Below are 25,674 nucleotides of genomic sequence, written 5' to 3' on the forward strand. Positions count from 1 at the left end.
CCATAAAACGGGGTCGGGACCTTTCATGATTGGAATAACAGCAAACCACTTTTAAAGACCCCGACACGGACAAGACTATCTTCACCGACCCGGATCTTGATACTTTCTACGGCCTGGACGGCATGGGCCTGACCGCGGTGGGACTGCATGTCAAGCCCCGAGTTTTGTAGAGGGATTTCTATCTGGAAATTGATGTCAACGCCCGAGCAGGCTGCTCCGCGTGGACTGCCTCGAACTCAACGGGAGGCACGTGCCCGATCTCGCCATGAAGACGGCGATGGTGTACCAATCGACCCACTCCGCCATCGCGACCTCGACATGCGACACATCCCGCCACGGCCCGTGATTCCGGACCAACTCAGCCTTGAACAACGAGTTCAAAGCCTCCGCCATCGCGTTGTCATACGAGTCACCACGGGACCCGACCGACGCGACAGCATCCTCCACCGCGAGTCGCTCCGCGTAGCGCACGGCACGATACTGAACTCCACGGTCGCTGTGATAGACCAGACCGGACAGATCCTCACCATCACGCCGACGTGTCCAGATCCCCATCTCCAGCGCATCGATCGCCAACGCCGTGTACAACCGCGTTGACACCTGCCAGCCCACGATCCGAGGCGAGAACACATCCAGGACGAACGCGACGTACACCCATCCGGCGAACGTCCGCACGTACGTAATATCCGCGACCCACAACTGATTGACCGTCTCTGCCGTGAAGTCACGATTGACGAGATCCGCAGGCCTGTCCGTCTCCGGTGCCGGCTTCGTCGTCCGGGGCCCCTTGGCTCGGCTCACGCCGCGGAGTCCCGCCGTCCTCATCAGCCGCTCCACGGTGCACCAGGCTACGTCACGGCCCTGTCTGCGTAGTTCGGCATGGACCTTCCGCGCTCCGTAGACGCCGTAGCTCTCCTTATGCACCTGTGTGATCTCCTCTGTCAGCTCCGCAACCCACCGGCGCCTCGGTGAAGGCTTGCGGGTGCGGTGGGCGTAGTAGCTGCTCGAGCCGATCTGCACCACCCTACAGATCGGCTCGACCCCGTGCTCATCCCTGTGCGCGTCGATGAACGCGCACATCACCGCGAGGGGCGGTCGAGCTCCGCCGCGAAGAAAGCCGAGGCTTGCCCCAGGATCGTGTTCGCACGCCTGAGCTCGCGGTTCTCCCGTTCAAGCTCCGCCATCCGAGCCGCGTCTTCCAACGTAGTACCCGGCCTGAAGCCTTCATCAACCTCGGCCTTCTTCACCCAGGTACGCAGCGCTTCGGGGTGGACACCGAGTTGCTCGCCGATCCGATTGAACGCGCCCCTGCGAGCTTCGGGATCTTTGCGCGGATCGATCGCCATCCTCGTTGCTCGCTCGCGTAGCTCGTCGGAACACTTTCGTGGTGCGACCATGCCGCCCATCCTTCCGGGTTATCGATGTCTCCATTAAACCCAGGGCGATTCACAATGTCCCAGACTGAACATTCGGGATTAACGCCCCGCACTGTTTCGTTTGGAGTGCCCTGTCGTGGTGGCACCCGTTACTCAGTTCTGTGTCGTTGATCGTGTTCAATCAGTGATTGAAAGTGCCCTATCAGGCGTTGATTGTTTCCAATCAGTTGCTCGTGGGGGTGTCGGCCTGGCCGAGCTCGTTGGGCGTTCCATTGTCCATTGCTGAAGTGCCGGAGAATCCGATCGGGGTTGCGCTTCCTGCTTCCTGGGAGAGCTGCTCGGCTTCCTGGTCCGCGTTGTCGGCGAGGGCAAGGGCGACCTGACCGTCGATGCTGGTGGCCAGCGGCTCTTCCTTGATGAAGAACAGGATGATCGTGGCGAACAGCATGAGGGGAAGCAGGTACAGGAACACGGGTGCCAGGGAGTCGTTGTAGGACGAGACAATGACATCCTTGATGGGAGCGGGAAGCTCCGCGACTGCCGCCGGGGTAAGCGAGTTCTGGCTGAAGCCACCCTGCATGGCCTCCACCGGCATGCGCTCCGTAAGGAGGGCGGTGAGCCTCGAGGTGAATAGCGCGCCGACGATTGCGGCACCGAGAGAGGCACCGATCTCACGGAAGAAGTTATTAGCTGCTGTTGCTGTACCAACGATGGCGTTCGGGAACGTGTTCTGGACGATCAGGACAAGGATCTGCGCGCCAAGTCCCAGGCCGAAACCAAAGATGAACAGGTAGATACTGAACACGAGAGTTGAGGTGTCGGGCTGCATGGTGGACAGGAGAACCATGGCTCCGGCAACAACGAGAGTCGAAGCGATCGGCATCCACTTATAGCGACCGGTCTTCGACGCGAGGAAGCCGGTGGCGATCGAGGTGAGGAGAACCCCCGCCATCATCGGCAGCATGAGAAGACCAGCATTCGTTGCCGATAGGCCGTTGACCATCTGAAGGTAGGTCGGTAGGTAGGCGACGGCACCGAACATGGCGATGGCGATGAACAGACCGGCGGCGGTTGCCAGGTTGAAGTTCTTGTTCTTGAACAGGTGGAGCGGGATGATCGGCTCTACCGAGCGGCGCTCGACCTCGATGAAGGCTAGTGAGGCAACGATTGCCAGGGCGATGAGGCCGAGGATCGTGGGGGAGCTCCAGTCGTACTCGGTGCCACCCCACGAGGTGACGAGAACAATCGAGGTGACGGCAATGGCCATGGTGACCATGCCGGCAACGTCAAGCTTTGTACCTTCCGGCATCTCCCTCTTGGGGATCTTGAGGAACGCCCAGGCTGCGGCGATGGAGATGATGGCGAGCGGGATGTTGATCCAGAAGGCCCAACGCCATCCAATACCTTCGGTGAACCAGCCGCCGAGGATCGGTCCGAGAACGGAAGAGATGGCGAAAACACCACCCATGATTCCCATGTAGCGGCCGCGGTCGCGGGCCGGGATTACGTCGGCGATGATTGCCTGCGACAGGATCAAGAGCCCGCCGCCACCAAGGCCCTGAACGGCGCGGCCAGCAATCAGCCAGTTCATGGTGGGGGAAAGCCCGCCAATGATCGAGCCAACAAGGAAAAGACCGAGGGCGAAGATGAAGAGCGACTTGCGACCAATGAGGTCGCCGAGCTTGCCGTAGATCGGCATCGTAATAGTCGCGGCAAGAATGTAGGCGGTGGTCACCCACAGCATGTGGTTAACTCCGTTGAGTTCGCCAACGATCGTGGGCAGGGCCGTGCCGAGAATGGTCTGATCGAGCGATGAGGCAAACATTGCCGTCAAAAGCCCCAAGAAAACGAGGTGGATAGCCCGCTTATCTGTTTCAGGTGTGGTGTTCATGAGTTCCTTCGAAGAATGAGAAACATAGAGTCGAGAGCCTGTTTCAGATCATCCGACCAGGCAGAAGGGTCAGTGGGAGGCTGGTCGACCCAGCAACGAATGGTGTATCGGAGGGCAGTGCCAACGAGCTCCACGGTCAGGTGGGCTTCATTCTCGACAGCAAGCCCGCTGTTGATGCTTCTTTCCTCCGGGTGACTGGTAAGCCGATCGGTCAAGAGGGCCGATAGTTCAGAGATGTATGCGCTGATCCCGGCCAGATGGAATTCGTGCAACTGCGGGTATTTCTTAAGAAGCTGGCCCCTGCGGCGAGTCAGGTCATCGTGAAGAAGTTCTGGTGTGAGTGCGAGTTCGACGATGCTTGCAAGGCGAATAACGATCGGCTGCGACGTATCGGCGAGAATCTCGTCGACACCGTCCGTTCCAGCAACGGTTAGCGGCAGACCGGCAATAGCGGCGTCCTTGGAGGGGAAGTAGTTAAAGAAGGTCCTCGGGGAGATGTCGGCGCGACGGCAGATCTCATCCACCGTGGTGTCGTTGTATCCGAGTTCCTCAACAGCATCCACTGCGCCGTGTTCAATCGCCGCAGTTGTCGCCTCGCGTTTTCTTTCCCGTAGTCCGGGCTCTGACTTTTGCACGAGATTCATAATTGCACTGACTGCAAGAATGCACAAGGTGAAAGAAGGTTCCCCACATCACCCACATTCATAATCATCAATTAATGACTGGTAGCCAGCGGTTTTCGCCCGCTTGAGAAATCTCTAGAGTGTGGGGCTCGGCTTGGCTGATAGGGTGCCATGCCGCACGGCCAAATTGGCAACAAATGCAACTGGTGAAAGTATTACAGGCATTACAGTTCTTGCGGGCATTGCGGGCATTGCGGGCATTGCGGGATTGTCGGGTGGCTGTCCGGTGAGCTACTGCGCGAGACGTGAGAAACTGCGTGGTGGCACAATGGGTGAGGTCAGTATTCCAACGGGAGAGTGGTGCCATGTCGTTTTCGACAGCGACAACGATCGAGGATTTCCAAGAAAACCTTCGCGCGGTCCGCGAGAAGATGGACAAGGCTGCGGAGCGGGTCGGTCGGGATTCCTCGGAGGTTAGGCTCCTCCCAGTTTCTAAGACCGTTCCCGAAGAACGTATTCGCCTTGCGATCGCTGCCGGTGCACACCAGCTGGGGGAGAACAAGGTTCAGGAGGCGAAGCGCAAGCACGCCAACCTGATTGATGAAGATGTGAAGTGGTCAATCATTGGCCACCTCCAAACCAACAAGGCTAAGGACGTTGCCGCCTTCGCCAGCGAATTCCATGCCCTTGATTCCCTCCGAGTGGCCGAGGCTCTTGACCGCAGGCTGGAGCTGGTGGGGCGGTCCCTCGATGTCTATGTCCAGGTCAATACCTCGGGAGAAGAATCAAAGTACGGCCTCGAGCCCGAGGTCGTTCCTGACATGTTGAACGCGTTCAAGGGCTTCGAATCCCTCAACGTCAAAGGGCTGATGACTCTGGCGATCTTTTCCGACGATAAGGAAGCAGTCCGAACTTGCTTCCAGCTCTTGAAAAGGCTGAGGGATGAGGCGAGGGATCGGGACCCCGATCTGATCGGTCCCGGTGAACTCTCCATGGGCATGTCCGGTGACTACGAGATCGCCATCGAAGAAGGCGCGAACATTGTCCGCGTTGGCCAGGCCATTTTCGGAGCCCGTTCGACCACGGATGCGTATTACTGGCCGGGCGGGACTACGAAGTAGTCAGCGGCGCCGCCCAATGGGCGGTACTTGGCCAGTGTCTGTGTGATGTCCGGTCAGGGTCTGTGGTTGTCGGATCTATTGCAAGCTACAACGGATTGCCACCACTGTGGTCGTGCTCTTTAGGTTCGCTTAGGGATGGGCCCTAATGGTAAACCGTGGGATCAAGCGATGCACGGAATGAGGCTTCATCCAGGCTGGTGGTCCACACCCTGGTTTGGGTTCGGAGATTTCCGCGGGTGTGCCTGACATTCGGGGAGAACCACTTCACCAACTCGATACGAGATTGGCGGTAGGTGGCGGCTTCGTCGACCGCGGGCGCCAAGTCCGTATCGCGGCTAGCGAGTATAACGACATCGTAAAGGCCGGAACGCGCGTGCTTGCACAGGGCTAAGGCGCACTGAACATCGACACCCTTTTCCTGAGGAGGAATGCTCCAGTCATTAGTTCTGTTCTCGTAGTCGTACCGGTACTTCAGCGGCCGGTAGGTTACTCGAACGCGACCGTGCCCTTCCTTCTCCCACTGCGACTTTTGGGCCAAATTGCGCTTGTAGGAGCGGTGCGGGTCCTCAACATCCGGAAGCCCTCGAAACACATCGACGAACTTGAGTTCAAACTTCTCTGCGAGGCCGGGTGGTGGGCTCGCATTCTTTGCTGCAATGAGCTGATGTCCAAAGCGCCACGGGGAAATCAGCGAGTGTTCCTTGGCCTGACTTGGCATGAAAACTTCATGGCCCGTCATGTGGAGATTCTGGTAGTCAATGACGATAGCAACACTAGCCATAAATGCCACCTCTTATTAAAATAAACCCTGCCAATTCCGGAGAATGGCAGGGAGCTATGACCTTATTCTAGTCCCGTTCGGCCAGAACGTCAAATGACTTGCGTCCCGTTGCTGGCAATTGAAGTGCCCTCGTTGAGCCCTGAGATAAGCCACTGTGCCCTTTCGTCGGTGCCACAACTATGGCTATCTCACTACCCACGCCCAAGGAGTTTGTGTAGTCCAGTCTTATCTGTCGTCCCTTGCTCTCGGTGTCTCGGCCAGAGCCCTCACAATCCCTGATCTCACTGTGCCGGTTTGATAGGTCGGCGGTGTCTGCTCAGCGAGCTGGCTCGACGGGACGACCCGGTCGATCTCTCTGACTGTCGGGGACGACCCCGTGGGAGATCGATTATGTCTCAGGAAACCAAGCCCCGAGTTATCACCGCTTCAGAAATCCTTCGACTGGTTGTCGGAGGGGGCGCGTATATTGCTCTGGCTGTGTCCGGTTCATTACTTCAACCGCCAATGTCGACCGCGACTCTATTCATGGCACTCGTTATCATCATCGCGGTTATCACCGCCTGTTCCTTCGGTGTCGTGAAGCAGGCGGAGGCACTGGCACATCGCCTCGGGGATCCTTACGGATCTCTGGTACTGACGCTCTCAATTGTTCTTATCGAGGTCATCCTTATCTCTGCTGTGATGCTAGGCCCAGGTGAGCACGCCACCATTGCCCGTGACTCGGTAATGGCAGTATCGATGATCATCCTCAATCTTGTTATCGGCATCTGCCTCATCGTTGGTGGTCGCAAGTACGGCAGGCTGCGGCACAACCGAAGGGGAGCAGGAGCCTATCTCGCCATGATCGGCACTCTCGGAGTCATTGCCTTTGGAATCCCGCCACTCCTTGAGGGCGGCTCCTACCCGACTGCACTGGCAATCCCGATCGCCATCGCCACGATGGTTCTCTATGCTGGCTTCCTTTGGCGACAGATGGGGCCCGCGGCGCGGGACTTCCAGGAAGTTGATTCTGACAAAACTATTCAGACTGGAGTCGGCTCGGGAGAACGCTCTTCCCAGGAAGCTGGTTCGAATAGTGCCGCGGGTCGGGATATTAGTTCAGCAAGTGGGGATGTTGGTTCTGATGGTGGGGACTCCCGATCCCTAGCACCCACATCTGTTGGCGTGACGGAGCAAGAGTCGGCAGAACTATCGATCGGTGCTGTACTCAAGCAGCACCGTAAGGAGATCCTGGCCCGGGTTCTTCTCCTCATTGGCCTCGTGCTCCCGATCGTGCTTCTGTCACACGACATGGCGGTTCTGGTGGATGAAGCACTGATCGCGCTGGGGGCTCCACCGGCTCTCGCCGGTCTCCTGATCGCCATGATTGTGTTCCTGCCCGAGTCGATCACGAGCGTCCGCGCGGCCCTTGCCGGGGAGATTCAGCGGGTCAGCAATCTCTGTCACGGAGCACTTGTGTCGACACTGGCTTTAATGATTCCCGCTGTACTCCTGATTGGAATGATGACAGGACAGGACGTTGCTCTTGCCGAGAGCTCCATCAACCTGGTCCTGCTTGGACTGACAATGCTCCTGACCATCGGTGTCTTTACTCGGAAGTCCGTTTCCAGCGGGGCAGGGGTTGCTCACCTGGCACTCTTTGTCGCGTACGTTCTGGCGCTGATGATCTGACCGATTTCAACCCTGACAATCTGATCGGAATGTAACCCTCGTAATTTGTCAGGCCTAGAACGCCTGTGAATAGTGGGGGACCCAGGATCGTAAACCCTGCGATGGCACTGGTGACAAGGCTGAGTGGTTTGCGGTGCGCTAGATTTCCCAATCCTGTGAAGGGGCGTGCTCGCCGCGAAAGGCAGCTGCTTGATTAGTTGAACTATTGACTTGAGTAGGGACCGCTACCACGCTTGCACGTACCGCGTGTCAATGCAGACGCAGAAAACTGGAGCGTGCAATGAAAGCCGTAAGAATTCACGAATACGAGAAAATGCCGTTCCTTGATGAAGTCGACAATCCAAAGGTCACAGGGCCTTGGGATGTCATCGTCAAAGTCGGCGCAGCCGGTCTCTGTCGTACAGACCTCCACGTTATCGAAGGCCTGTGGGCCCCGATCCAGAACCCCGACCTCCGCTACATCCTCGGCCACGAAAATGCTGGCTGGGTAGAAGAAGTCGGTAGCGCCGTCTCCAATGTCAGCGTTGACGACACCGTTATCATGCATCCCCTCGTCACGAGCGGGCTGTGCCCAGCCTGCCGTGCCGGGCAAGACTCGCACTGCTCGAACTCACGCTTCCCTGGCCTCAACGCAGACGGTGGGATGGCAGAGTTCCTCAAAACCAATGCTCGAGCAGTCGTTAAGCTCGATGCTTCTCTCCAACCCAAGGGCATCGCTGCGCTCGCAGATGCTGGCCTCACCGCGTACCACGCGGTAAGGAAGGCCGCGAAGTGGCTCTTCCCTGGAAGCTATGTCGTCGTCATTGGTTCGGGCGGACTCGGCCATATTGGTCTTCAGTCCCTCGTTGCCCTCACCTCGGCACACATCACGTTGTTGATCGTTCCGAGAAGGCCCTCGAGCTTGCCAAGAGCCTCTGTGCTCACGAAACCGTTCTCTCGGGTGGCGATGAAGCCACACTGGATCAGGTTCAGGAGATCACCGGGGGCGGAGCCGACGTTATCTTCGACTTTGTTGGTGAACAAGGAATGGAGAAGGTTGGCCCCAGAATGCTTAAGGGCAGGGGTGACTACTATGTCATTGGTTGCGGCGGCAACGTCGACCTTTTGACGATTGACATTATCTCTCAGGAGATCAACGTCATCGGTAACCAGGTGGGAACCTACCAGGACCTCGTTGAGCTCATGACACTGACGGCCGAAGGGAAAATCTCTCTGACCACTGCCGTCTATCCACTCGAGGCATATGCGGATGCCATCAACGATTTTGATCAGGGCCGACTTGTCGGGCGAGGCATTCTCGTCCCGTAGTCCGTAGCAAGATGCCTGGGTGAATCAGATAATTGACGTGCCCAGAATCTATCGCTAAGGCTGTGTGTGTCCGTGTGCAACTAATAATCGCGGACACTCACAGCCGTCGGCTTTGTCTGCGTGACCAGTCCTTGGCTCATAGGGAAAGTCGTATGGAGAATGCTATGAGGATTGGAGATTCCATTTGGACCATTCTCGACCCCGTAGGAAGTTAGCCAGTTCCTTCGCATTTGAAACCTCCGTGGGAATATCGCGGAAGTACTGCTTTGATCCGAACATGCCACCGGGCGTATCCTTGCGAAAGTCGGTTTCCTCAACTTCTGAAAGTACAAACACTTGCAGATCATAATCTTTGAGTTCAGCACGACGATCGGCATTCGCTTCGATAAAGTCCATTGCCCTTTGTTTGAGATTCGCAGAAGCTGAAGGTTCGGTAAAAGGAGAAGAGTGCTTTATTTCTGTGGTGAGCCTCTGGTTCTCATCGAGGCTAACAATGACGACGCCTTCGATTTCTGATACTCGAGAGACTGTCTTATCTTTATATGCTCCCAAGTACCTTGCCCGTGCATGAGAGTAGTGGCCGCCAGTATCCGGGCAACAATAAATGCCGAAGTTATCAATTTCGTCAATCTTTTGCCCGTTATTTACAACGTCGAGAATGCGTTGCCATTTTGGAATAAGTCCCTCACCATTGAGAAACTCCTCAAATTCCGGCAGTAATGAATTGAAAGCCCCGGAGGTCGAGGTGGCGTTGCTTTGAATCGATTCGAGGAGTTTCTGGAATGTAGTGGAAGTTACCTGAACTCCGCGGGTAGCAGCGGCTTCGGCTTCCTCAGTGAACCGCTCCTCGGGCCGGATTTCTTCTGGAGAGAGCAGGACAAGAACGGATGTGTCATCGCCTACAACATCAGGCATGGCGTTGATATGGTTTGCTATCTGAGGCCTAGTAAACCAGTCGGAGAGTTTGACCTCGAATCTGACTGTAAATCGTCTCTGATCGATAACGAGGTCTGGAATTGACCGACCGAATCGTGTCTGTTGGCGAAATGTTGGGCCCACTTCAACAGAGTTATCGTTTAGCAGAGCATTGAGAGTTTCTTGGAATCCGGTCGCATCTTCTTCATGAAGTAGCTTCAGCATTAGTCCGACATAGTTTGTAACTCGGTTCTCCCGCTGACTGTAGGTGTTGAATGCGGATATTTCTCGGGACATTAGGTTAGTCTCAATTCTTAAAATAATGATGCCATTGTACTGGTATTTACTGCACTAGATATCAATACTGGGAAGTTCTCTGAGTCCAAGGCTGTGTGCTGACAAAGAGTGGAAGAGATTTGGCAATCTCTCCATGAGCAACTGGCGTGCTGAGCATGGGAACAGCTTCGATCTTTTCTGAAGGGGTGTGTGGCAGCCGAACCTGCCGCGCATTATCGCCTCAGCGTCGGTCAATTGACGAGCGGGATAGCCGCTCATAAGTCGGCCGATCACGTTGTTTTGTAAAGCTTGATAAAGGGTGATATTTCGCGGAATTGAGACCTGAAGTGGACGAGTGTGCGGCCGCTCGCCTAGACGTGTAACCCGTTGTAGTGTGAAGGGCAGCACGTCGTTAACGTGTCGGGTGGCCGTGCCCTGGCTACTCGGAAACCTGACAACAATGAGGTAGTCATGGCACTTGCGAAAAAGATTATGAACGATCCGGAAAACATCGTTGACGAGACCCTGGATGGTCTCGTTGCGATCTCGAACGGACTGCTGACCCGAGACCCCGGTTCTCGCGTTATTCGTAGCACCAAGAAGGAGCAGGGCAAGGTTGGCCTGCTCGTGGGCGGCGGCTCCGGCCACGAACCCATGTACGGCGCCTTCGTTGGCCCCGGCCTCGCGAACGCTTCCGTCTCCGGTGACATCTTCGCAGCCCCCGCACCCCAGCACGTCCAAGAAGCCATCGAAGCGGCCGACGCTGGTGCCGGCGTTCTGATCGTCTACGGAAACTACGCCGGTGACGTCATGAACTTCGACATGGGTGCGGAGATGGCGGAAGACGATTCGGATATCGAATCCAAGACTGTCCTCGTCCGTGACGATGTTGCCACCGACGATTACGAGGGCCGCCGCGGCATCGGCGGAGCCTTCTACGTCGTGAAGGCGGCCGGTGCTGCGTGTGCCAAGGGACTCTCCCTTGAAGAAGCGGCCGCCGTGACCGAACGCGTCCAGTACAACACCCGCACGATCGGTGTTGCTGTTCGCGCCGGAGTCCTGCCCCACACCGGCAAGCGCACCTTCGAACTCGGCGATGACGAAATTGAGATTGGGCTGGGCATGCACGGCGAAGTCGGTGTTGAGCGCTCGAAGATGATGAGCGCCGATGAGCTGACCGAGAAGATGGTCAACATGATCACCGAAGACCTGCCGTACGAGTCCGGTGACCGAGTCGCCGTCCTTATCAACAACCTGGGTGCGACAACCCAGATGGAGTTGCTCGTTGTTTACCGCAAGGTTGCCGAGCTTCTCGAGCAGAAGGGCATCACCGTCGGCCGCACCGACATCGGCGCACACTTCACGTCGCAGGACATGGCGGGACTGTCCCTCACCCCCCTCAAGCTCACCGACGAAATCGAAGAACTCATCGCGGCTCCCTGCGAATCCGTTCCCTACACCCAAGGCTGACACATGTCAGAAACAGTAAATATCGACCAGATCCGTACCATCCTTCTCGCGGCCTGCCAGGCCATTGTTGACGCGAAGGAAGAGCTGGGGGATGCTGACCGTGCCACCGGCGACGGTGACCACGGCGTCGGCATGTCCCGAGGCTTCGGAGCTGGTATCACCGCCCTCCAAGGCGCAGAACTCGCCACCGTTGGCGATGCCTTTAAGGAAGTCGGAACAGCAGTCCTGTCCACGAGTGGTGGAGCCTCCGGAGCAGTCTTTGGAACCATGTTCCGCGCACCCGCGAAGTCCCTCGACTCCGACACCCTGGATGCTGAGGGCTATGCCTCAGCACTCGAAGTGGCCGCCGAGAAGGTGCAGGCACGGGGCAAGGCCGAACCCGGCCACAAGACCATGCTCGACGCCCTCATCCCGGCCGCCGAAGCCGCCCGCCAGCACACCGCTGACGGCCTCGCGGTAGCGGCACGCGCCGCGGCGGAAGGTGCTGCCAGTCCGCTGACGGCCTCGCGGTAGCGGCACGCGCCGCGGCGGAAGGTGCTGCCAGTGGACGAGAGGCAACGAAAGACATGATTGCCAAGGTCGGGAAGGCCAAGTCACTCGGTGAACGCAGCCGCGGCCACGTCGACCCGGGCGCCATGTCCGTCACGATCCTCCTCGAAGCAATCGCCGACGGGATAGAACAGGCATAGCTCATCAGCGTCAGTTCTTGCAGTGAGCAAGTGCTGATCGGAAAAGTATGATTCCCCGGACCTCGGTCCGGGGAATCACTGTTTATAGTCAGCCGATCGTTCGAGCTCGATCGCGATGAGAACCAGGGGTTATTAGAGCCAGGGACTATTAGGTAGAAGGTATTAGCCGTCGGTGACGACAACCTTGAGGTGTTCCCCAGCGCGGGCCGCTTCAAATGCCTCGTCCGCTTTATTGAGCGGGAAGGTGGCGGTGATAAGGGGAGAGAAGAGCCCGGGTGCGCTCGCGAGCAGGTCGAGAGCTTCGCGGCAGTCCGCATTATTGTTCGCGGTGGAGCCGGTGACGACCAGCTCGCGGTAATGGATAAGGTTCGCGTCGAGTGGGATCTCGCCACCGCCGGAAGGGAGCCCGGCGAAGAAGTTGATTCTGCCCCCGACGGCGCTTGCCCGAACAGCATCACCAAATACTGTTCCCTTCGGGGTGGCAACGACGGTGGCGTCAGCGCCCGCCCCGTCAGTTACCTCCAGCACCTGCTCGGCAAGATCTCCTGCCCTGGGGTCGAGCGTGACATCGGCACCGAGCTTGGCAGCAAGTTCCCGGCGCGGTGCAGACGTCTGGGAGACAATTACCTTGCCGACGCCGCGGTGGTTGGCAATGAGGAGGGCAATGAGTCCGATTGGTCCTGCCCCACAAATCAGCAGTGTGTCATCGGAGGTGATGTTGAGGGGGCGCAGCCCGCGCAGGACCGCGGCAATCGGTTCTGTCAGGGCCGCAACCGTGAGGTCGAGTCCCTGGGGGATGGGGAGGAGGTTGCCGTTGGTGATCGCGGATGCGGGGACGAGGATCTTCTCGGCAAAACCACCATTGAACGTGAGCCCGAAGGCTTCGTAATTCTCGCACAGGTTCTGGAAACCGCGCCGGCAGGGGCGGCAGGTATTGCAGGAAATATTGGGGGCGAGAGCAACGGCCGTGCCCGGTGCATACCTCTCATCGCCCGACCTGTTGTCTGTCACGATGCCGATTGCTTCGTGACCGGGAATCCGGGAGGTGCCGGGAGGGAAGAAGCGGTGCTCGCCGCGAGCAATCTTGAGGTCGGTTCCGCAAATGCCATTGGAGGCCATGGTGACCACGAGTTCGCCCGGCCCGGGTCCGGGATCGGGTGCTTCGATGAAACGGAGCGTGCTGTCCGTGTGGAACTCGTATGCGAGCATGACTATCCCCAATTCATGACGGTGGTCGTTGAGGCAACCTTACCGGCATGACCCACCCGGGGCCTGAAACTGCCCGGCGTAACACCTGTGTTCCTGGCAAAGTTGGCATCTCCTGCTCATCTGCTGCGCATCTGATTCGTTGATCGCTACTTAAGCGGATTTTAAGGGTTGCGAGTTGAGAAGATGGCCACCTCTACGCCCCACAAAATGCGACATGGGGAATACTGGGGAGTAAACCAGAACTAGTTTGTGACTTGGAGCTTGTGAATGACGGAGCAAATGTGGGACGCGATTGAAGCGAACGAACACGATGTTCGCCTGGTCGTGTGCGACATGGACGGAACGTTGTTGGACGATGATGGCAACATCCCGGAGGCATTCTGGCCCCTGCTGGACAAGATGCTGGAGCGTGGGATCGTCTTCGCCCCCGCCTCGGGGCGACAGCTCGCCACCCTGAAGAAAATGTTTGGCCACGAAGACGAGATCCGCACCTACATTTCCGAGAACGGCACCTTCGTCATGAGTGACGGTGAGATTGTGTCGATCACCCCGATCGAGAGGGCGGACTACATCCAGTCCGTCGACATCATCCGCAACATCGACTACCGAAATGCTGGAGTCGTGGTTGGTGGCGCCAAGGGAGCCTACGCAGAACGCAAGGACCAGGAGTTCGTTGACAAGATCCGCACCTACAACCGTGCGCTCACCCTCGTTGATGATCTCAAGAACGTTGACGACCAGATGCTGAAGATGGCGATCTACGACTTTGACGGAATCTCAAGCAGGGTTCTCGAGGACCTGGCGATCCTTCCCGACACCGCCAACGTCGTCCTCTCGGGCGACCGCTGGATCGACATCATGTCAGCGGCAGGCAACAAAGGCAAGGCGGTTGCCGACCTGCAGCGTGCCCTCGGTGTCACCCCGGAACAGACCGTCGTCTTTGGTGACTACCTGAACGATCTGGAAATGATGAGGCGCGCCCACCTGTCTTTCGCCATGGAGAATGCGCACCCCACGATCAGGGAAACGGCACGCTACATTGCTCCCTCCAACACCAAACAAGGGGTCTTGAGCGTCCTCAGCATGCTGCTCGACGCATAGGGCGAAGCGAAAGTAAATACGACAACGACAGTGAGGGCGCCAATGGCGCCCTCACTGTCGTTGTTCCTGACATTTGTTAGCCACATATTTCGGTCACGGGCACTCCTCATATTCCGGACCTGGAATCGCACGCCCGCGTCATTTGGCAGAAATCATTTTCGGAGTGGGACCTCGGGGAGGGTGTACCCAGTTACTGCGATGGTTGAAGGCGACTGCCACCACACACGGGCAGAGCTACCTTGCGCGAACACCTGGCCCATTGGGAAGCTGGCTCAATCCACCATGGCAATGTTGATATTTCATTAATTACTGAGGTCAAATTGGGTCAATGCTTATGTTCAGTGAAACTCCACCGCTATTAAATAATGTGAAGGGAGTCGACATGTTTTGTTTACGATGATTGTTTCTTCTGTTCACCTCGTGTTTGTCTGATTTCGATAGCTTCTTGCAGGTATATGCCGGGAAAGTTCAGATCCGGCCAGGCAAACACGAAGAAATAGAGTGCAGTTTTGAAACGAGCGTTGACGCTACTCGCGTCCTTTATTCTGGCTTTCACCGTTGCCACTCCCATTGCTCAGGCCGATGAGCTGGGATTGAGTGGAACGGGAACAAGCGAAGATCCCTACCAAATTGCAACCGCGGAAGAGCTTGATGCGTTTGCGGATTCTGTCAACGATGCGAGTGACGATGGGCTCGGGGGAGCAACGACTTCCTCCCACGCCAAGCTTGTTTCGGATATTGACTACAACTCTCAGGTGTTCACCGGGATCGAGACCTTCTCCGGTGTGCTCGATGGTGATGGCTACACAATCTCAAACATTGTTTACGGCCCGAGCTCGGCAGCTGGGACTCTTGGCTTCGTCCGGAACCTGACTGGCGGCACCATCACCAACCTTGGCATCGATGGTGTGACGGGTACGAGCGAGAACAGCCAGAACGTGGCGGGCCTCGTTCTGAAGGCAACAAAGGGCGCCACGGTAACCGGCAACTCCCTCACCGACCTCAACCTCACGACCGGTGCGCCCTACGCGGGTGGTCTCGCATACGAAGCTGTCGAAGGTGCCGAGGTGTCGAACAACTATGTTCAAGGCTCCATTACTGCCGCTCGCTACGCTGCCGGCATTGCCGGTTACGCGCGCTACGACGTGTCTTTGGAAAACAACCTGGTTGACACCGACATTGCTGTCACCGGCGCACTCGTGCGCAGTGCGTTTGGGCTTGCTTTCCAGGGCAGCTCGGCTGAATACGTTAACAAGGGTGTCACCGAGGTCTACAACAACGTCATCCTTGGTGGCGAACTGACCTGGAACAAGAACGTCGCAACCGAGACTCAGAACGCGAACCGTGTTGTGTCCCTCCCGCACAGCTCCGGAGGACTCGACACCGGACTGCTCGTTGCTGGGAACCTCGCAAGCGATGCTGTGACCATTGATGGTGCGGTCCCGAGCGACTCGGTTCTCAACGGCGATACCGTTGCTGCCGACGAGCTAACTCAGGAAACCTACCAGGGACTGGGCTGGGATTTTGAAAACCAGTGGACCTGGAGTGATGAACTCTCACGCCCCATCCCTACAGCATTCGCTGCCGGTGAGGGTGAAGAACCCACCGAAGAACCTTCGCAAGAACCTTCGGAAGAGCCCACCGAAGAGCCTACGGAAGAACCAACGGTAGAACCCACTGATGAACCCACCGAGGAGCCGGTAGCTCCGATCGCTGGACTCGAAGGGGAAGGAACTGAAGATGCTCCCTTCCTCATTGGTTCCGCTTCCGACCTCGATACTCTTACTGCGGCCCTGAACGAGGCTGCAACGAGTGCACCCGGCACGCTTGAGTCCTCTCACGTCCTTCTGACCGCAGATATTGACTATGCGGGGGAGACATTTGTTGGCATCGATACCTTCACCGGTGTCCTTGACGGTGATGGGCACACGATCTCGAACATTTCGTACGGGCCAAGCGCTTCCTCGAAGTGGCTAGGTCTGATCCGCAACCTCACCGGAGGCACCGTCACTGATCTTGGACTGGATGCGGTCACCGCGATTTCCACCGACGGTCAGGTCGTGGCCGGTATCGCCGTGAAGGCAAACGGTGGCGCCACTATCGAAGGCAACCGGGTCACCAATATCGAACTTCAAACCGCTCAGGATTACGCGGGTGGCCTCGTCTACGAATCTGCTGATGGTGTCGATATTCTCAACAACCAGGTTTCTGGCGAGATCACGTCTGCACGCTACCCCTCCGCTATCACGGGCTATGCTCGCTACGACGTTGATGTGGAACGCAACCACATTGATGCGACCATCACCTCGACGGGAGATCGGGCACTCGGCGGCCTGGTGCTCGGATACCAGGGCAATTCCGCATCTGGCGCAACCCGTGGAGCAACGAACCTGCGAAGCAATGCGCTCGCGGGCGGCAGCGTGGCATGGGATGAGGAGGCGCTGACCGGAGCGCCCGGTGCGCACCGCGTTGTTGGTGCGCCCCACTCGAGCGGCTACCTCGTTCTGACGAACAACCTTGCCGCTGACACTGTCACCGTGGGTGGCGAAGTGCCAGCATCCTCACCCAACGAGGGTGACACAACCCCGGCATCCGCCTTCTCGGAGAAGGAGACCTATGCGGGGATCGGCTGGGATTTCACTGCCGACTGGGCATGGGATGAGGAAGCATCGCAGCCAGTCCCGGCAGCCTTCCTCCCCGATGGCCTCGACGAGCCAGGAGAAGAAGAACAGCTCGCCATTGATGGTCTTGAAGGGCACGGAACGGAGCAGGAACCGTTCCTGGTAGGCACGGCCGATGAGCTCGCGACCTACGTGACCGCCGTCAACGAGTCCGTGGAATCCGGTATCGGCAACCTCGAATCGGGTCACGTGCAGTTGACCGCCGATATTGATTTTGGTGGACGCACCCACCCCGGCATCACCCGCATCACGGGAAGCTTCGATGGCAATGGGCACCGGATCACCAACATTGTTTACGGCCCAGGGGCGAACTCGAACGAGCTTGGATTCATCCGCGCGCTCGATGGCGGTGAACTGAGGAACCTGACCATCGATGGTCTCGTTGTCGAAGAGACCGGTGACTTCCGGGTTGCTGGCTTTGTCCTCGTCGCCAACAACCATGCCGTCATCGACGGCAACTCGCTGACGAATGCTCAGCTCACCTCAGGCAACCAGTACGTGGCGGGCCTAGCCGTCACGGCAGAGTACGAGGCGACCATCACCAACAACTGGGTGCACGGCAACTTCACCTCCACCCGCTACGGCTCCGCCACCGTCGGCTACGGCCGCCACGGTGTCACGGTGAAGAACAACCTCGTGGACGCCACCGTTGTGGCAACGGGCAACCGAGCCCACGCCGGCCTTCTGCTCGGCTACATGGGTGGTACCGGCGGCGGTGAGGGCGGCAGTGTTCTCACCAACAACGTTGTCTACGGCGGGCTTGTTGACTGGCTCGACGGTAAGGATGCTGTCATCTCCTCCATCGTCCTCGGCCAGTACGGCAATGGCGGCTGGCAGGTTGAGAACAACCTCGCAAACGAGAACATTCTCGTTGGTGGTCAGAAGGTGGAAGGGCCGGGCGAAAACAATGCGAACGGCACCGCGACCTCCCTCGCCGACCTGCAAACCCAATCAACCTATGAAGACCTCGGCTGGGACTTTGCGAACTCGTGGGTGTGGAATGAGGAGCTTTCCCACCCGGTTCCGGTACGTGCTGTCGTACCGGGCGATCTCACCGAGCACCCGGGTGCTGGGGGAGAAATCGAAGGACTCGACGGTCGTGGAACCGAAGCGGATCCGTTCCTCATCGGTTCAGCAGCTGACTTGAACCTCATGGCTGCCGAGTTGAACGCGAACCCGCTCGGGCTCAACACCTCCCACTTTGCGCTCTCGACAAACATCGACTTCGCCGGTGGCACCTTTGTTGGTATCGACCAGTTCCGCGGAGTCCTCGACGGCAATGGATACAAGATCTACAACCTCACCTACGGGCCCTCGGAAACGAGCGATGAACGGGCGCTGATCCGCCAGCTTGATGGCGGTACGGTCGAGAACCTGACAATCGATGGGGTCGTGACCCACATCTCCCAGGCCTCCCAGGTTTCGGCGCTGGTTTCCACGGCCTCCAATGGCGCCATCATCGACGGCAACACGATCATCAATGCCGACCTGTCGACCGGAGCCCAGTACGTGGCCGGCCTCGCCGCCAACGCTCAGAACGGTGTTCAGGTCACGAACAACTGGGTGGAGGGCACGTTCCGTTCGGCACGTTACCCGGCCGCAGTCGTTGGCTATGGTCGCTATGGCACGACGATCCAGAACAACCTGGTGGATGCAAATGTGTCCTCGCGCGGCAACCGCGCACACGGCGGCATGATCCTCTCCTTCATGGGCAGCTTCTCGCAGGACCAGGACATGGGCATTGCAACCGGCAACGTCATCAAGGGTGGTCGCGTCCACTGGAGCGGTGGCGCAGGCGGCATCCTCGCCGGTCGCGTGCTCGGCCAGTATGCCAACGGTGGCTGGCTCGTTGCCAGCAACCTGGTCAGCGACCAGGTTCAGCTCGGCAACTCCGTCCCCACCGAACCGGGTGCTGCAAACGAGCAGGGCACGAACCGGACCGTGGAGGAACTCTCCACCCAGCAGACCTACCTTGATCTCGGATGGGACTTCGAGCACGCCTGGGTGTGGGATGAGGGGCGGGGCCACCCGGTTCCTCAGCGTTCCTTCCTGTTTGGTTCCGGAACTGAGGCTCAGCCGTTCACGATCGACACCCCGGAAGACCTTGAGTTCCTGGCTGAGGCCATCAACTCCGGTGACGAGTCGATGCTCGGCGGAAAGCACTTCGCCATCACAGCCGACCTGGACTTCGAGGGCAGGGATCCCTTCCCGGGCCTCGACCGCTTCGACGGGATTGTTGATGGGCGTAACCACACGATCAGCAACATCACCCTTTCGGCAAGCGACTCCTCGCACGATCGAGCACTGATCCGTGACCTGACCGGCACTATGTCCAACCTCGCATTCGACAACGTTGAGGTCGAGGGTGGGGAAGGCTCCGTCGCTGTCCTTGCCGTTACGGCAGGGGACGGGGCTGACATTCGGTCCATCGCCATCCACAACACGACACTCGTCGCTCCGAAGGCAGAGGTTGCGGGCGGTCTCGTTGCACACGCTTCCGGCACAGCCACGATCGATCAGAACCTCATCGACATCACCATCGAGGGTGGAAACACCGTGGGCGGTGTTGTCGGCACGGCAGCAGATTCTGCAACCGTCTCGAAGAACCTCGTGACCGCCACCATCACCCGCACCGTTGCCGGCTCGGGAGGCGCGGGACTCGTGGTCGGTGACCCGCAGGGCTCAGCCACAATCACCGGCAACGTTGTCCTTGGCGCGAGCGTTGACTATGAGGGTGAGAGCGATGAGTTTGCTGGCCGCATCCTCGGCAACACCGATGGTGATAGCTGGGTCGCTGATTCCAACCTTGCCTTCACCGACACTTTGATCCTTGGTGAGACCGTCACCGGTCCCGGATACAAGAATCAGCACGGTGCGGATGCGGATGCTGCGATGCTCGCAGACAAGGCCACCTACGAAGAGCTGGGCTGGGACTTTGCCGAGCACTGGCGCTGGGACGCCGAATCCGGGCTGCCGATCGTCAAGTACGTGCTTCCGGAGGAGATGCCGAACCGCATCACCAACACCTTCTACGGTGACCCGGAAACCCGCCGTGCCTTCACCTGGTACCAGGACTCGATCACCGATCCGGCTTCCGCTACCGTTCGCATGTCCACCGACCCGGAGTTCACGGAAGAAACCACGGTTGATGCGGAGCACCGCACCGCAACCCACGGTGAAACCGTCTACCAGGCCGTTGCCACCGACCTTGAGCCGGGAGTGACCTACTACTACAAGGTGGGTGACTCGGCCGAGGAAATCTGGTCCGAGACCGGTACGTTTGTCACGGCCGATGGGGAGAGCGACTTTACGTTCATTGACCTCACCGACACGCAGGCGAAGGGACCGGCGGAGGCGGACATGTCCGCCCACACGATGAGCCAGGCACTGGAAACCCTGCCGGAGGCAGAGTTTATGGTCCACAACGGCGACGTCGTACAGGACTCCAATCCCGAACAGGACTGGGTTGACCTGCTCGGTGCAGCACAGGATTCCCTGCTCGCCACCACGATCGCCCCTGCCTCGGGCAACCACGACATGCATCCTCAGACCTTCGTTGACCACTTCATGCTCGAACATCCAAACGAGCAGAATACAGAAACGGGAGCCTACTACTCGTACACCTACAACGGTGCGCACTTCATGGTTCTCAACACCAACGAGGACGAAGAAAAGTCGATCACCGATGAGCAGCTGGCCTGGCTCGAACAGGACGCCGCCCAGGCTCGCGAGAACGGTGCCCAGTGGACGATCCTTGTCATGCACAAGGGCCTCTATACGGCCGGCAACCACGCCGAAGATCCCGACATTGTGGAGATGAGGAAGGAACTCGTTCCGGTCATCGACCGCCTCGAAATCGACCTTGTTCTCCAGGGCCACGACCACTACTACTCGCGCACCAAGGTGCTGTCCTACGACGAGAACGGCACCGAGCTCGTCAGCCCCGTGGAAACCACAAGGTTCACCGAGGTTGTCAACGGCAAGCGCTACGAGTACGCGGTCAACCCGGACGGCACGATCTACTACATGCCGAACACGGCCGGAGCCAAGCACTACCGGCAGATCGGGGAAACCGAATCCTTCATCCTCGAAGCGTTCCTCGACCTGTTTGACCGGCTCGGCACGCCCCGCCAGGGCACAGTCCAAAGCTTCACCGGCATCAATGTCACCGACAACAGACTGACCGTGGAGGTGTACCACATCTCCGGAACCGGTACGCCAGTCCTCGCTGAGGCCTTCGGTATCGACCGTCAAACCGAAGCCGTCGCGGCCCTCATTGACGCGCTTCCCGATGCTGACGACGTGACCGAAGAGCATGCGGAGCAGATCGAGCAGGCACGCGCAGCGGTTGATTCACTGCCGCGCTCGGCTCTCGATATTCTCCCCAACCTCGATCGCTTGCTCGCGGCCGAGAGGGCGCTCGCGGAACTCCAGGGTCTCGTGTCCCCCGAAGGGGATGAGATTATGTGGCGCGACAGCGCCGCCACCTCCCGTGAGGCCATCACCGTCCGCAATGATTCGAACAAGGATTTCGAGAACGCTCCGGTGAGGCTCACGATCGGCAACACGCCCGATGTTGGCTCCGATACGGTGACGATTGCGGGTGAAGATGGGAAGGTGCTCAGTCACGAAGTTGAGTCCTGGAACCCCGGCTCCACCTCGATCATCTGGGTCAAGGTCCCGGTCCTCGCAGCTCACGACATCACCTCCCTGTGGGCCTACTACGGTGGCGAAGGCCTCGGCAACGACCCGGCCGATGTGTGGTCGCAGTATGCGCTCGTCGACCACCTCATGGAACCGGTCGCCGAGGGCGAAAGTCGTACCGACTCGACCGGACGTAACACCGGTACCGTCCACGGTGGTGACCTCGAGGTCACGGACTCCGAGCAGGGCACGAAGCAGACCCGCTTCGACGGCGCGAAGATCCAGTACCCGGGCAACATCGGTGGCGGCTACTCGCAACTCGCGGTCTCGACCGTGTACTCCTTTACCGAGGAGAACCTATTGGCCTCGAGCACGACCGGGGGAGCAGTTGTTGGTAAGCAGCGGCCCACGGACTCGGCCGACCCCGCCTACGCGCAGGTGGTCGCGGTCGATGGGTCAACGCACACGAGATACAACTCAAACGCACACACGGTGGAGGTGCCTGCCGATGGCAAGCCCCACCTCGTGACCCAAACCTACGATGGCATGACCCTCGCGATCTTCGTTGATGGTGTCCAGCAGCACGAGGCCATGGTCGAGCGGGTTCCGACAAACTCGGATCGCACCGTCCAGACCACCATCGGTGACCTCTACACGGACGACAACTCGGCGTATGCACCCTTCCATGGGCACATTGACGACGTCCAGATCGCCGGATTCCCCTTCATCCCCGAATACGAGGCATTCCGCTACGAGAACTACTTCGGTGACGCTGTCACCTACGGGGACCGTCACGAGAAGGACGCACTCTCACTCGTCATCGGTTCCCCCGCGAACGGCACCACCCACGAAGCCGGACTCATCCCCGTCTCCGGAACCGTCTCCGAACGATCCGTGCTCACCGCACAGATCGGTGAGGACACGATCTTCGAGGGCGAGATCCCGGCCGGCCAGTTCACGGTCGACGTGCCCATCAACCCGGCAGGCGACCAAGAGATCACCTTCACCGCCACCTCCCTCGACGAGGTGCGCACTGGGACCGACGCGATCAGCGTGACGATCACCGATACGACCGCACCGAACCAGCCGATTGTCTCCGATGATTCGGCCACGCAGGCAGGTCCCGATGCGGAGGTGACACTCTCGGCCACGCCGGACACGGCTGACCTGGAAAAGGTCACCGCCCAGTTCTTCGCCAATGAAACCGTTGAACTGACGGATGACAACGTGACGGTGCGCGAAGGCAGCACGACTGATCGCACGCCCGAGAACATCACGCCAGGCTCGGGTGCCCCCGCCGCTCTTCACCCCGCGACCGTGGGAGAGAACGAGAATCCCTACCAGATCTACGAGATCGAAGTTGGGGAGGCATCCGAATACCACCTGACGTGGTCGGGAACGGGCGATGATCGCATGGTGTCCGCCTGGGTCTACGACCATGAGACAGCCGAATGGCTGTTGAAGGACGAGGGTGCGGACGCTGATGGTGGGGAAGTCTCTCTCGACATCACCGCCCAGGCTTCCGAGAACGCTGTCCGCGACGGCAAGATCACGGTGCTCGTGTGGCGTGGCATGACCTCTCTCCCATGGGGTGACGACCACGTGTACGAGCAGTACCCCGACGGGGCGAACTTTGATTGGGCATTCAACCACGTACCCGACACCCAGCTCTATGCTGAGGCGACGCCATGGATGATGAACGACATGTTCAACTACATCGTGGCCGATGCTGACGAACGCAAGACTGAGCTTGTCATCCAGGCAGGCGACTGGGTCAACCGCGAGTACCTGTTCGATGAATACCAGTGGCGCACGGTCGATCCGTCCGCCCAAGCCATGGAACAGGCCGGCATCCCCATCATGATCTCCTGGGGCAACCACGACTACTCTGAGGACCGCAACGGCCGCGTCATGCTCCCGAAGTACTTCCCGATGGAACGCTTCGAAGCAAGCACGGAAGGTAGCCAGTTCGAGTTCGGTGGCAGCTACGACATCGACAACTTCTATTACACGAGTAATATCGAAGGCTCGAAGCTCCTCATCCTGTCTCTTGGCTACTGGTCATCCAACACCGATGACGACCCGGGTATTACCTGGGCGCAGGAAGTAATCGAATCACACCCCGACCACCAGGTCATCCTGCTCAGCCACGACTACCTGACGGCGAGAGATGACGAGAACCCGTACTCGAACCCGAGAATCAACGACATGATCGTTGACAAGTATCCGAACGTGAGACTTGTCCTCACCGGACACAACTCAGGTTCGTACGTCTCCACCCGCGAGCCCGACCACGGCACCCGTTCCTACGGAATCCTCTCCGACTACCAGACGAGACCCTGGGGTGGGCACGAGTTCTACAAGAACATCTCGGTCGATGCCGAGAACGGACTCCTCTACGTCAACACGTACTCACCGTGGTTGGACACGTGGACATCGGACGGGCGCTGGCACTCACCCATCAGTGAAGACAAGGTGCCCGGATTCCACGGAGACGACTCTGAGAACTTCGTTCTCGAACTCGACCTCGGATTCAACACGACACGAACACTGTCCACCAGTGGCCTGACGCTATCCGAAGGCGAACCCGTCGCAATCGGAGAACCCGTTGAGCTCGTCGGAGCTGAAACCGGAACCGAGGTCCTCACCGACCTTGAGCTCGATCGCGAATACGAATGGTTTGTGGAACTCACCGACCAGGAAAGCCACGTCACCCGGTCGGTTACCTCCCGCTTCACCATCGGTGACGAGGTCCCCGCACCGAACGCCGACCAGTACGAGCCTGAAGCAAACGACCTGGTCGTCACGGCAGGGAAGTCGGGTCAGACCCAGGTGACCTTCACCCCCGACCTGGGAGACGATGTCACGGTTTCGTACGAGGTTGCTTCAGAGCTACCAGCAGGCTGGGACGTGAACGTGACGGCCGCAGGTCTGGTAACCGTTGCTGTCCCAGCAGATCATGAGGACGGAACTGAACAGATCGGCCTGACTGTCACCTACGGTGATGGGTCGACCGACGAGCTGTCGTTCGCAGTGTCGGTGGAATCGGTAGGCGAGCCGGAAGAACCGGAGCAGCCTGAAGAGCCGGAGGAGCCTAGTGTTCCGGTCGGGGATCTGAAGGGTAGCGTGTTCTTCCTTGCGAACGATTGGCGCAGCACGAACCAGGATCTGGCGGTGTCCTTCGGTCGCTACGATGACACGGTTCTCGTTGGTGACTGGGACGGTGACGGCAAGGATTCCCTCGCCGTGCGCCGCGGGCACACGATCTACCTGAGCAACAAGATCAGCTCCGGTAACTCCGAAACCTCCTTCAAGTACGGTCGCGACAGCGACGAGGTTCTTGTTGGTGACTGGAACGGGGATGGGAAGGACACAGTTGCGGTCCGCCGCGGCAACACCTTCCTTCTCAAGAACACGCTGGCCGGAGGCAATGCCGATGTTTCCTTCAACTACGGCAAGGCAACAGATGAGGTGCTTGTTGGTGACTGGAACGGCGACAAGGTCGATACGATCACGATTCGCCGCGGCAACGAATTCCACGCCAACAATGCCCTCACCGGTGGCAATGCCGACCTGAAGTACCGCTACGGCAAGGCAGCCGACCTAGCTTTCGCCGGTGATTTTAATGGGGACGGAGTGGACACTGTTTCGGTGCGCCGCGGAAACCGCTTCCACATCAACAATGCGCTGACCGGCGGTCCCGCCGAGTGGAGCATCGGGTACGGCAGGGCAACTGACAGGGTCCTGGTGGGTGACTGGGACGGCGATGGCATCGACACCCCGGGTGTCAACCGCCAGGTCAAGTAACACCTAACCAGAGCGCCCTGAGTGCATGTGAGCCCGGTTCTTCCTGTGGAAGATACCGGGCTCATAGCTTTATCCTCCGCTCTCTCCTCCGTTTTATCTTCCATCAAGCGC

General features: G+C 58.7%; 12 protein-coding genes, 3 pseudogenes and 1 other annotated feature. Of the genes and pseudogenes, 9 read left to right on the plus strand and 6 right to left on the minus strand.

Translation table 11 applies throughout. The annotated features are described in order from the left end of the window. Positions 1-178: 178 nt before the first annotated feature. From BN1241_RS00405 to BN1241_RS00420, 3 genes and pseudogenes are all read right to left on the minus strand, one after another. A pseudogene (locus BN1241_RS00405) lies at positions 179-1,397 on the minus strand (IS3 family transposase). Further along, positions 1,006-1,119, minus strand: a sequence feature (AL1L pseudoknot). (Overlaps the previous pseudogene by 114 nt.) A 202-nt stretch (positions 1,398-1,599) precedes the next feature. After that, complete coding sequence (locus BN1241_RS00415) at positions 1,600-3,267, minus strand: MDR family MFS transporter (protein WP_077138207.1); 1,668 nt, start codon at positions 3,265-3,267, stop codon at positions 1,600-1,602. After that, positions 3,264-3,911, minus strand: a complete 648-nt coding sequence (locus tag BN1241_RS00420) for a TetR/AcrR family transcriptional regulator (RefSeq protein ID WP_082418123.1) — start codon at positions 3,909-3,911, stop codon at positions 3,264-3,266. The genes BN1241_RS00415 and BN1241_RS00420 overlap by 4 nt, the downstream gene beginning before the upstream one ends. Positions 3,912-4,255: 344 nt before the next feature. Between BN1241_RS00420 and BN1241_RS00425 the strand changes: the two genes are divergently transcribed. After that, on the plus strand, positions 4,256-5,011 hold the full coding sequence (locus tag BN1241_RS00425; RefSeq protein ID WP_054951791.1) for a YggS family pyridoxal phosphate-dependent enzyme: 756 nt from the start codon (positions 4,256-4,258) through the stop codon (positions 5,009-5,011). A 142-nt stretch (positions 5,012-5,153) separates the two neighbouring features. On the opposite strand, the gene BN1241_RS00430 is transcribed toward BN1241_RS00425, so the two are convergent. Next, a complete protein-coding gene (locus tag BN1241_RS00430; protein ID WP_054951792.1) occupies positions 5,154-5,792 on the minus strand; it encodes a PIN domain-containing protein in 639 nt (212 codons plus the stop codon). Positions 5,793-6,317: 525 nt separating this feature from the next. Here BN1241_RS00430 and BN1241_RS00435 point away from each other — a divergent pair. The 3 genes and pseudogenes from BN1241_RS00435 (at position 6,318) to BN1241_RS13090 (ending at position 8,771) form a co-directional block, all read left to right on the plus strand. Further along, complete coding sequence (locus tag BN1241_RS00435) at positions 6,318-7,463, plus strand: calcium:cation antiporter (protein WP_222704347.1); 1,146 nt, start codon at positions 6,318-6,320, stop codon at positions 7,461-7,463. Positions 7,464-7,776: 313 nt separating this feature from the next. After that, a pseudogene (locus tag BN1241_RS13085) lies at positions 7,777-8,142 on the plus strand (alcohol dehydrogenase catalytic domain-containing protein); the annotation flags it as partial. 92 nt (positions 8,143-8,234) lie between these two features. After that, positions 8,235-8,771 (plus strand): zinc-binding dehydrogenase, encoded by a 537-nt coding sequence (locus BN1241_RS13090; RefSeq protein WP_230198230.1) that lies wholly within the window; start codon positions 8,235-8,237, stop codon positions 8,769-8,771. A gap of 162 nt (positions 8,772-8,933) precedes the next feature. Here BN1241_RS13090 and BN1241_RS00445 read toward each other — a convergent pair whose 3' ends face one another. Continuing rightward, positions 8,934-9,911 (minus strand): hypothetical protein, encoded by a 978-nt coding sequence (locus BN1241_RS00445; RefSeq protein WP_222704349.1) that lies wholly within the window; start codon positions 9,909-9,911, stop codon positions 8,934-8,936. Between the two features lie 522 nt (positions 9,912-10,433). Here BN1241_RS00445 and BN1241_RS00450 point away from each other — a divergent pair. From BN1241_RS00450 to BN1241_RS13380, 3 genes and pseudogenes are all read left to right on the plus strand, one after another. After that, on the plus strand, positions 10,434-11,432 hold the full coding sequence (locus BN1241_RS00450) for a dihydroxyacetone kinase subunit DhaK (RefSeq protein ID WP_054951795.1): 999 nt from the start codon (positions 10,434-10,436) through the stop codon (positions 11,430-11,432). Between the two features lie 3 nt (positions 11,433-11,435). Beyond that, positions 11,436-11,945, plus strand: a complete 510-nt coding sequence (locus BN1241_RS13375) for a DAK2 domain-containing protein (RefSeq protein WP_054951796.1) — start codon at positions 11,436-11,438, stop codon at positions 11,943-11,945. Between the two features lie 41 nt (positions 11,946-11,986). Then, a pseudogene (locus tag BN1241_RS13380) lies at positions 11,987-12,121 on the plus strand (DAK2 domain-containing protein); the annotation flags it as partial. Between the two features lie 162 nt (positions 12,122-12,283). Here BN1241_RS13380 and BN1241_RS00460 read toward each other — a convergent pair. Further along, a complete protein-coding gene (locus BN1241_RS00460; RefSeq protein WP_054951797.1) occupies positions 12,284-13,330 on the minus strand; it encodes a zinc-binding dehydrogenase in 1,047 nt (348 codons plus the stop codon). A 267-nt stretch (positions 13,331-13,597) separates the two neighbouring features. Here BN1241_RS00460 and BN1241_RS00465 point away from each other — a divergent pair, with 267 nt between their 5' ends. Next, a complete protein-coding gene (locus tag BN1241_RS00465) occupies positions 13,598-14,431 on the plus strand; it encodes a Cof-type HAD-IIB family hydrolase (RefSeq protein ID WP_054951798.1) in 834 nt (277 codons plus the stop codon). 509 nt (positions 14,432-14,940) lie between these two features. Further along, positions 14,941-25,563 (plus strand): metallophosphoesterase, encoded by a 10,623-nt coding sequence (locus BN1241_RS00470; RefSeq protein ID WP_147599149.1) that lies wholly within the window; start codon positions 14,941-14,943, stop codon positions 25,561-25,563. Positions 25,564-25,674: the final 111 nt, after the last annotated feature.

The organism is Flaviflexus massiliensis, assembly GCF_001375495.1.
GTDB classification, from domain to species: Bacteria; Actinomycetota; Actinomycetes; order Actinomycetales; family Actinomycetaceae; genus Flaviflexus; species Flaviflexus massiliensis.

What these genes read in the sequence shown, in the direction of transcription:
- BN1241_RS00415 (WP_077138207.1), bottom strand. Translation starts at nt 3,267, where the DNA reads ATGAACACCACACCTGAAACAGATAAGCGGGCTATCCACCTCGTTTTC.
- BN1241_RS00450 (WP_054951795.1), top strand. Translation starts at nt 10,434, where the DNA reads ATGGCACTTGCGAAAAAGATTATGAACGATCCGGAAAACATCGTTGAC.
- BN1241_RS00465 (WP_054951798.1), top strand. Translation starts at nt 13,598, where the DNA reads ATGACGGAGCAAATGTGGGACGCGATTGAAGCGAACGAACACGATGTT.
- BN1241_RS00460 (WP_054951797.1), bottom strand. Translation starts at nt 13,330, where the DNA reads ATGCTCGCATACGAGTTCCACACGGACAGCACGCTCCGTTTCATCGAA.
- BN1241_RS00430 (WP_054951792.1), bottom strand. Translation starts at nt 5,792, where the DNA reads ATGGCTAGTGTTGCTATCGTCATTGACTACCAGAATCTCCACATGACG.
- BN1241_RS00445 (WP_222704349.1), bottom strand. Translation starts at nt 9,911, where the DNA reads ATGCTGAAGCTACTTCATGAAGAAGATGCGACCGGATTCCAAGAAACT.
- BN1241_RS13375 (WP_054951796.1), top strand. Translation starts at nt 11,436, where the DNA reads ATGTCAGAAACAGTAAATATCGACCAGATCCGTACCATCCTTCTCGCG.
- BN1241_RS00425 (WP_054951791.1), top strand. Translation starts at nt 4,256, where the DNA reads ATGTCGTTTTCGACAGCGACAACGATCGAGGATTTCCAAGAAAACCTT.
- BN1241_RS00435 (WP_222704347.1), top strand. Translation starts at nt 6,318, where the DNA reads ATGGCACTCGTTATCATCATCGCGGTTATCACCGCCTGTTCCTTCGGT.
- BN1241_RS00420 (WP_082418123.1), bottom strand. Translation starts at nt 3,911, where the DNA reads ATGAATCTCGTGCAAAAGTCAGAGCCCGGACTACGGGAAAGAAAACGC.